Source organism: Psychromonas sp. SA13A (assembly GCF_011378715.1).
GTDB lineage: Bacteria > Pseudomonadota > Gammaproteobacteria > Enterobacterales > Psychromonadaceae > Psychromonas.
This window is the reverse complement of record NZ_WTKU01000027.1, coordinates 43,140-52,330: the sequence shown is the minus strand read 5'-3', so window position 1 is coordinate 52,330 and position 9,191 is coordinate 43,140. Positions and strand designations below refer to the sequence as shown.

The 9,191-nt window shown below is 35.9% G+C and carries 4 protein-coding genes; 2 read left to right on the top strand and 2 right to left on the bottom strand.

Going from position 1 to position 9,191, the window contains the following annotated elements:
* Positions 1 to 74: 74 nt before the first annotated feature.
* Positions 75 to 680: a short chain dehydrogenase gene (locus GQR44_RS17670; RefSeq protein WP_166371663.1), complete on the bottom strand. Its 606-nt coding sequence runs from the start codon at positions 678 to 680 to the stop codon at positions 75 to 77.
* A 140-nt stretch (positions 681 to 820) separates the two neighbouring features.
* Between GQR44_RS17670 and GQR44_RS17665 the strand changes: the two genes are divergently transcribed.
* Entirely contained in the window at positions 821 to 1,708 is an 888-nt protein-coding gene (locus GQR44_RS17665; RefSeq protein WP_166373006.1) for a LysR family transcriptional regulator, read from the top strand.
* A gap of 666 nt (positions 1,709 to 2,374) precedes the next feature.
* Here GQR44_RS17665 and GQR44_RS17660 read toward each other — a convergent pair.
* The gene (locus tag GQR44_RS17660; RefSeq protein WP_166373005.1) at positions 2,375 to 2,620 is read right to left on the bottom strand and encodes a hypothetical protein; all 246 of its coding nucleotides are present in this window, start codon (positions 2,618 to 2,620) and stop codon (positions 2,375 to 2,377) included.
* 1,221 nt (positions 2,621 to 3,841) lie between these two features.
* Here GQR44_RS17660 and GQR44_RS17655 point away from each other — a divergent pair.
* Positions 3,842 to 8,629: an NAD-glutamate dehydrogenase gene (locus GQR44_RS17655; RefSeq protein WP_166373004.1), complete on the top strand. Its 4,788-nt coding sequence runs from the start codon at positions 3,842 to 3,844 to the stop codon at positions 8,627 to 8,629.
* The last annotated feature ends 562 nt before the right edge of the window (positions 8,630 to 9,191 follow it).

The window sequence follows — 9,191 nt, the reverse complement described above, 5'->3', positions numbered from 1 at the left end:
GATAACATAAAAAGCTGAGGATAACGTGATGATTTATAATAAAAAGCGACCCAAATGGATCGCTTTTAACTTATTTAAGCATCAACAACAATGACTTCACCATTAATGAAACCATCAACTGATCGCTCAAACGCTTTACCAACTAACTTCCCTGGTACGGGTTCAAAGCCAGGCATCATTTCTCCGTAGACATCCCATGCTTCAACTAACACAGTTGGATTGACTACATTGATACGTATATTTCTTGGCATTTCTAAAGAAACAATTTTAACGAAAGTATCGATTGCACCACTCGTTGTAGCATCTGCAATAGCGTAAGGGATAGGTTTTTTATTTAAAATACCACTAATTAAAGTAAATGAGCCTGCATCTGAGATGTATTCTTGTCCAATACGTACTAAGTTAATTTGGCCCATCATTTTACTCATCACGGTGGTCATCCATTGTGCCTCAGTCATCTCTGTGAAATTAGCATATTCACAAAAGCCAACAGTATTAACAACCGCGTCAAAAGCACCTACTTTTTCATAAAGCGCTCTAATTGATTGTTCATTCGTTATATCTACAATGTGGTCAACATCGCCAGAGCGACCTGCTGTAATCACATTATGATTGCCTAAACCAGTTAACGCGGCTTGACCCATTTTACCTAGTGCACCAATTAAAATTACTGTTTTCATTTTCTTCTCCGTTGATTTATTTTGATGGGATGATATTAAACAAAAAATTAAACAATTAAAAACAAACCTTTTTTGTTAGTGTTACAGGTATTAATGGTTAAGTGTTATCTTATAAATAACATAACAAGAGAGAGATAAATTTGAGTAAATTAGATAGATTAGATATTAAGCAGCTACGTGTGTTTCAAGCGATAATTCGTGAGCAAAGCGCATCGAAAGCAGCAGCTCAATTGGGGCTTACACAGCAAGCTGTGAGCGAGCACTTAAAAAAATTACGTGATGTTTTTGAAGATAGGTTGTTTCTTCGAAAAACCAGTGGATTTATTGCTACCCCCTTTGCACAAACGCTATCGTTTAGTGTTGATAAACTCCTTAATGATTTTAATGCTTTATTATCACCTACCCACTTTGACCCTAATACTGTAGAAGGGTCATTTGTTATTGCTGCAACCGATTATGCACAGCAAATAGTATTGCCTGCGTTGATTTCAATAATAAGGATACAAGCGCCTAATTTAAAATTGATAGTTAGAGATTTTGAAATTGATAAGCTCAATGAATTGATGGAAAGTGGCAACGTTAACTTAGCGATTGCCTTTCCGGATTATATTCCAGATAGTTATCCTATTTTAAAATTATTTGAAGAACACCATGTTTGTGTCGCTTCACAGGGCGCTTCTATTTTACAAAGTCAGCCCTCGTTAGCTGAGGTTGCTCAATATCCAAGCATTATCGCATCTCCTTCAAGGCCTAACTTTAAAGGCTCTATTGATGATTGGTTCAAAACATTTGGTTTTAAAAGAAATGTAGTGGTTTCTGCACCTTGTTTTTCAATAGTGCCAATGTACCTTGAAACAACGGACTCTATTGCTTTTTTGCCCTCGCGTGCAATTAAAGGATTGGATTTAATTGAAATAAAACTTGAAGAGTCTCCCGATAAATTCGATGTTATCGCTGCTTGGCATCCGCGCTACAGTGAAGATGCGTTGCAACGTTGGGTGATATCAATGCTTCAAGCTGAGCCATAGATATTAATCTTCGTGTGAGCGCTTCAGTGGCAAAGTTGACTCTTTATTTGGAAAAATATAGTTAGGAATTAGGACTTTTTTGAAAAACTGATAAACAGTTATTCATATTAAATTCACTAGTCAATTTATTAAAATTCAATTGGTTAGATTTAGTCGTGAGTTGGTGGGGTATTTAATGCCCCCCATGTGATTAATATAATAAAAACAAGTTGATAAGTTATATATGGGCGGTCAGAATGTAAATTCTGACTGCATAAAAAGTCTACTTCGTCGTTGCTTAATCATTTGTTTAAGAAACACTAAACGTCGCAATCAAGCGCCTTGAATTAAATAATTTCTGCTATCCAGAATGGTTACTGCAAAAAAGCTCATTTCGGTGAGTTTTTTGTGTCTAAATAAGAACTAATTTAGTTGTTTTTCTTTATCTGAATAACAACTAGAGAAACAGAAGGCCATTATTAGCATTACGATAAAAAGTGGTTAAATCGATTTGGACATTATAATTTACAGAGAATTAATCTGCAGACAATTAGGTGTGAAAATAGGTTGATAGTTTCATTGCTCGTTAAAAATTACTTAGGTTTTCTCAAGAATAGTAGTTTTTACAGGAAGGATAAATATAAAACCCGCGTATGGCATACACGGATTATTAAACATTAACTACTTTTACAGTGCATCAAAGGCTTCATCGAAATCTTTTGCTGCTGCGTTGGTAAATTCAAAGTTAGCACGTATATATACTAACGTTGCTTTTTCAGTATCAGTGACACCAGTGCCATCTTTAGCAGAAGTAAAAAGATCAACAACTTCATCTTTTGATAATTTACCTTCACCTTTGCCTGTGGTGTGCTCTTTTGCTAAGTCTAGTAACTCTTTCTCATACTTTTGACCATCAATATTTACGTACGCCATGTTGATTCCTTATTTATAGTTTTTAATTAGTTAATTTAAAACAAGAGAAATTCAATATATGAAAATATCTTGAACAAACATTAACTAGAATTTAATAATTTACAACCTTTAGGTGTATTTTATGATGAGCCTTCGTTGATTTTATAAAAATAATAAATTTTTTCTGTCTTCATGCGTTATTTATCTTTTTTTAAATTTTTAATTAGTTATGTATAACTACCCTCAGTTCAAGATTAAAATCGTAATCTAAGTGAACTAAAAAGACACTGTATAGATTAGAGCTATGTGACCATTATTCCTGAGGTGTTGGTTATGAATAATTTATAGCCTATTTTTTGCCATGTAGATGCTTTCTGCAATAAAGTTAAACCTATTTTTGAATAGCAGTTAATAACTGATGGCATTCGAAAACGTAGAAGAAGCCCTAGAATAAAGGTGATTGGATGCATAACATTCGTTATCGCCTTTCACTAGTCGAACTATAGGGGGCAATAACTTTTACTTAGGATATATCTCAATGTATTAAAAAATATTTTATTAATTGCTTATCTACACATGATTTTTAGAGCTAATAATATGGCATAAAGTATTTGCAGATACAGCAAGCGAGGTAAAAGGGAAATGGTTGTGGGGGACGGCTTTAAGATATATTTATTGGTTAATCATTTGGGTGGAATAATATAGGTAATTATTATACCAAGTAATACAAATGATAGAACGTTAGTCCCCCAGCTTATATAAAATTCTAACGAGGAAAGTTTTGCATATAAAGACTAGACAGGAAATAAGTTAGCTGAAAAAGATATTGTTCTCTTCACTTCGACGGGCTTTTTTAGCTTTGTATTCCATATTAGTTTATGCAGATTTTATTAACGATGAAGTTATTATTGGTAAAACTTTAAAATAGCCAATATAAAATAAAAAGAATCATGAGATTGGAACAATTTATGAGGTCATCACTTAACTACATCATCAATCTTTTCAAGTGTTGATTTTTAGTTTTACACCTCTCAAAGCCTTGCTACTAGTGTGGTTATGATGTTCTTCGATATTTTAAGTTACGGAAAGTGACAAAAGTTTTTTTTGTAAAGGTCTAATGAAGGATTTTTTCATGTTTTTTGTGCTCTGATAAACGCTTATTAACTTATTGTATTGTGTATTTATTTATTTGACATAGCCTTAGCCCTGCAAGCTACTTCACGTCATTAGACAGGTTATATTATGAATATAAAATTGAATCAAAAATCAGATATCCTAGAACAAATATTCTCGCGATTAAAAGCACATTTCCCAACACGCGAACAATCTCTCCTACAAAGTTTTATTAATGCTATTTATCGTGATGTTAGCATTGTTGATTTAGCCACTATCAGCCCAGATGATTTATCTGGCTTAACGGTTTCATTGTGGCGAGAAGTGCATCAATGGAAAGGTGAAACAGCCAAAGTAAAAGTATTCAACCCTGATGTTGAGCAGGACGAGTGGCAATCTAGCCATACCGTTATCAGTGTATTAAGCCGTAATATTCCGTTTGTTATTGATACGGTAAAAATAACATTAAACAAACAGAACACTAAATTACATCGTATTTTTTATAGTGAAATACACAGTGAGCGTGGTGCTTCTGGCAAGTTGAAAAAATTAAATACAGACAATGATACTGAGCTGTTGTTATATATTGAAATTGACCAAACAACGTCATCGACAGAGCGCGCTAAAATTCAAAAAAGCTTGGAGAAGGCATTAGCGAATGTATCGCAAGTGGTTGATGATTATCATCAGATGATCGACAAAGTAAAAGGGGCTATTGCAACCAGTAAAAAAGCTGTCAGCGCTATCGCATCAAAATCTGACTTTACTGAGCAACAAACTTATTTGGATTGGATGGCTGACGACCACTTTACTTTCCTCGCTTGTGATCAATTTACAGTTAAAGATAATGTAATTTCTATTGTTAAAGATAGCCAGTTAGGTTTATTAAAACACAAAGATTTTATGCAAGATAAAGCACAGTTTGACTGTGTACAAGAGTTACAAGATCCTTCTTTATTGCACTTTAGTAAAGCGTCACAACGTGCCATGGTGCATCGTATTGCTTACCCTGATGTTGTATATGTGAAACAGTTTAATAAACAAGGGGTATTAATTGGCGGACTTCGTTTTATAGGCCTTTATACTTCATCTGTTTATAGTGGTAGCCCGTTAGGTATTCCTGTTATACGTCAAAAAATCAGTAATATATTAGCGCAATCGGGATTAAGTCTCGGTGGGCATTATTACAAAGAGTTAACGCAAATATTATCGACCTATGCGGTTGAAGATTTATTGTTATGTGATGAAAAAACGTTACTTCATAATGTTATCGAAGTTTTACATGCGCAGGAAAGAAAACAGCTTAAATTGTTCTTAAGAACTGACGGTAATAAACGCTTTGTTACTGCTTTATTGTATGTTCCTCGTGATGTTTACAATACTGAAGTTAGACTTAAATTTGTCGAGTTATTATCACGTACTATGCCAATCGCTGACAGTGACTTCCAAACCTATTTAAGTGAATCAAACCTTGCACGTTTACGTTTAGTGATCCACTTGGATAAAGCCTATGAAGGTGAGTTAGAAGTTGATGCTATCCAGTTGCGTATGCAACAAATCACTAAAGCGTGGCATGAAGAGTTACAAGATTCATTGTTTGAACAGTATGGTGAAGAAACAGCAGTAAAACTGACTCGTAAATATCAATCTGCTTTCCCAAGTAGTTACCAAGAAAGCTTTAGCTCTCGTGTTGCAGTAGCAGATATTGACCGTATTGAATCGTTATATTTATCACCAGAACGTTCAATGGCTTTGCGTTTCTATCGCTCAATTGAAGCGAATAACAGTGGTCTAAAATTAAAACTTTTCCATCAAGATGGCGCATTATTATTATCGGATCTTATCCCTATTTTAGAAAACTTAGGGTTACAAGTTGCGCAAGAGTACCCTTATCAAGTATGCCCAGTGGGTGAGAATACCTTCTGGTTATATGATTTCACTTTATTGTATGTTGGCGATAATGGTTTTGACCCTGAAAACTTCCGTCATCTATTTTCCGATGCTTTTTTAGCTGTTTGGTATTCAAAAGCAGATAACGACCCATTTAATAAATTGATTTTAGGTGCCGGTATTGATTGGCGTGATATCGCTATGTTACGTGCCTATGCAAAATACTTAAAACAAATTCGTTTCGGTTTTAGTCATTTTGCAATGGCAAAAACATTGCTTGAACATAGCGGTTATGTAAAACAAATCGTGAGCTTATTTCATGCTCGTTTTAATCCTGAGCTTAAAGTTAGCATCGAAAAACAAGCACAATTAGAAAACGATATTTTAGAATCTTTAAACGAGGTTAGTAACCTTAATGATGACAGGGTACTTCGTAAGTTTGTTGAGTTGATTATGGCGACCATTCGTAGTAATTATTTTCAACAAGAAGGTGGGCAATTTAAAGATTACATCAGCTTTAAATTCGACCATAAAAAAATCAGTGAAATTCCATTACCACGCTTAAGTTATGAAGTGTTTGTCTATTCACCTCGCTTTGAAGGTGTACATTTACGTGGGGGTAGTGTTGCACGTGGTGGATTACGTTGGTCTGACCGTGGAGAAGACTACCGTACTGAAGTTTTAGGCCTGGTAAAAGCACAGCAAGTTAAAAACTCTGTGATAGTACCGGTTGGCGCAAAAGGTGGCTTTGTTGCTAAGTATTTAACGCCTGCCATGGATCGCGATACATTTATGCAAGAAGGTATTGCGTGTTACAAGATGTTCATTAGCGCGTTACTGGATATTACGGATAACCTTGAAGCGGGTAATTTAATCCCACCACAACAAGTGGTGCGCTACGATAATGATGACCCTTATTTAGTGGTCGCTGCTGACAAAGGAACTGCAACTTTCTCTGATATTGCTAATGAGTTAGCAACCGATAGAAACTTCTGGCTAAACGATGCTTTTGCATCGGGTGGCAGTAACGGGTATGACCATAAAAAAATGGGGATCACTGCAAAAGGTGCTTGGATTAGTGTGCAACGTCATTTCAGAGAGTTAGGGATTAACGTTCAAGAACAACCTATTACCGCGATTGGTATTGGCGATATGGCTGGCGATGTATTTGGTAATGGCATGCTATGTTCTAAGAAGATTAAATTATTAGCGGCCTTTAACCATTTACACATCTTTATTGACCCGAACCCTAAAGATTTAGATGCGAGCTTTGAAGAGCGCCAACGTTTATTTGATACACCAAGAACGAGCTGGGCAGATTATAACGCTAAGCTGATTTCTGCTGGTGGTGGCATTTTTGAACGTTCAGCTAAATCTATTACAGTTACACCTGAAATGGCTAAAGCCTTTGCTATTAAAGCCGGCAAAGTAACACCGACGGAATTGATTTCGTTATTGCTTAAAGCGTCTGTTGACCTGTTATGGAATGGCGGTATCGGTACGTATGTTAAGAGTAAGCAAGAAAGCCACGCTGATGTAGGCGATAAAGCGAATGATAATCTACGTGTTAATGGTGCAGAATTACGCTGTAAAGTGATTGGGGAAGGTGGCAACTTAGGCATGACACAAAGTGCGCGTATTGAGTATTCGTTAAACGGTGGGCAGTGCTTTACCGATGCGATTGATAATGCGGCAGGGGTTAACTGTTCGGATTTAGAAGTTAACATTAAAATCTTATTGGATAAATTAGTATCAAAAGGCGATTTAACCGTTAAGCAGCGTAATGTTTGGTTACAAAATATGACTGGGCAAGTTTCTGAATTGGTATTGCATAATAATTACCGTCAAGCACAAAGCATTAGCCTGTCTTATAAAAATGGGGATAAATGTATTGAAGAGTACCGCGGTTTAATTGATAGCCAAGAAGAAAAGGGTAAATTAAATAGAGCGTTAGAGGTTATCCCAAGTGATGAAACTATCACTGAACGTAAAAATGCCGGTCTTGGTTTAATGCGTCCATGTATTTCAGTTTTATTGTCCTATGCAAAAAATGAAATGAAAGAGCAACTGGCTAAGGCTCGAATTGCAGAAGATGGTTATTTAGCAAAAGAAGCAGAGAAAATATTCCCAGCTGAATTAGTTAAATCCTATAAGAATGAAATACATGAGCATCCGCTATTGTCTGAAATTGTTGCTACTCAAGTCAGTAATGATTTGTTTAATGTGATGGGAGCAACGTTTGCTCATCGTATTATGGCTAGCACCGGTTGTTCGTTCTTAGAGCTTGCAAAATCTTGGGTTATTGCGCGTGATATTTTCAATCTACCTGAATTATTGGAAGAGATTGAATCACTTGATAATCAAATTGATAATGCCGTTCAAGCGAAACTTAGCAATCGATTAATGCGTATGGTACGCCATGCTTCACGTTGGATTGTGAGACGACATAGAGATCAACTTGATTGTGCATGCTTGATTAAAAAGTATAAATCTTCATTACATGCCGTTAAAGCTAACTTACCTCAGTTACTGAGTGAGCGTGGTTTACAGCAGCGTCAACGAGAATTGGATAGTGTTACAAAAGAAGGTGTACCAGCTGCATTGGCGGAGAAGTTATCTAATACTGAACAGTCATATGCACTGTTAAATATTATTGATGTTGCGAATAAATTGAAAATTGATCCTCAATTAGCTGCACATGTTTTCTTCCATTCTGAAGAGAAGTTAAAGCTAGCTGATATCTCTTCGCAGTTGAACTTGTTACCGGTTGATAGTCATTGGCAGTCACTAGCAAGAGAAGCGATGCGTGATGATTTAGAGTGGCAACAAAAGCGTATCACCAGAGCGATTTTATTGACCTTAGAAGGGAAAAATGTTGAAAAAGCTTATGTTGATTGGGAGTCACAACATCAGAGCTTAGCGACTCGCTGGCACAAAATGGCCGAAGCATTATCGGCGGTAAGCATGCCTGAGTTTAGTATGTGTCAGGTTGCGTTAAGGGAGTTATTAGATTTATCTAAAAGCTAACCTTTATTGTTGAGCGCTATGTGTTCAGGCTTTTATAGTTCAGTTAATACAGCTCAACTTATCTTATATAGTTATGATTATAGTTATAGTTATAGTTAATAGGGTTAAAGCTAAAAAGCGATGTGAATAATCACATCGCTTTTTTTATAGGTGTTTTTCGCTAGGGCTTGTTGTATAAGATCAAAAGCTTATTAACCACGAAGGCATGGTTTAGCGAAACCTGATTAAACTCGAAGATATAAATCGGTAAAGATCAAAAGCGGTTTAACCACGAAGTCACGAAGATTAGAGAAGATAAGGCCAAAAAACGCCTTAAACACGAAAGGGCTAAGGAATTTAAGGTCAAAAGCTGTTTAGCCTCGAAGATTGGAGAAGGTAAGGTCAAAAACAGGTTAAACACAAAGCAGAAAAAGGTAGAAGCCAAAAACAAGTGAAATAGTCGAGTTTGTTGGTTTTTAAACCTCCCATTTTTTTACTTCATATCCTTCGTGAAGCGCAGCGCTTCGTGGTGATTATCTTTAAAGTCAAAAGCTGTTTAACCACGAAGGCACGAAGAATAGAG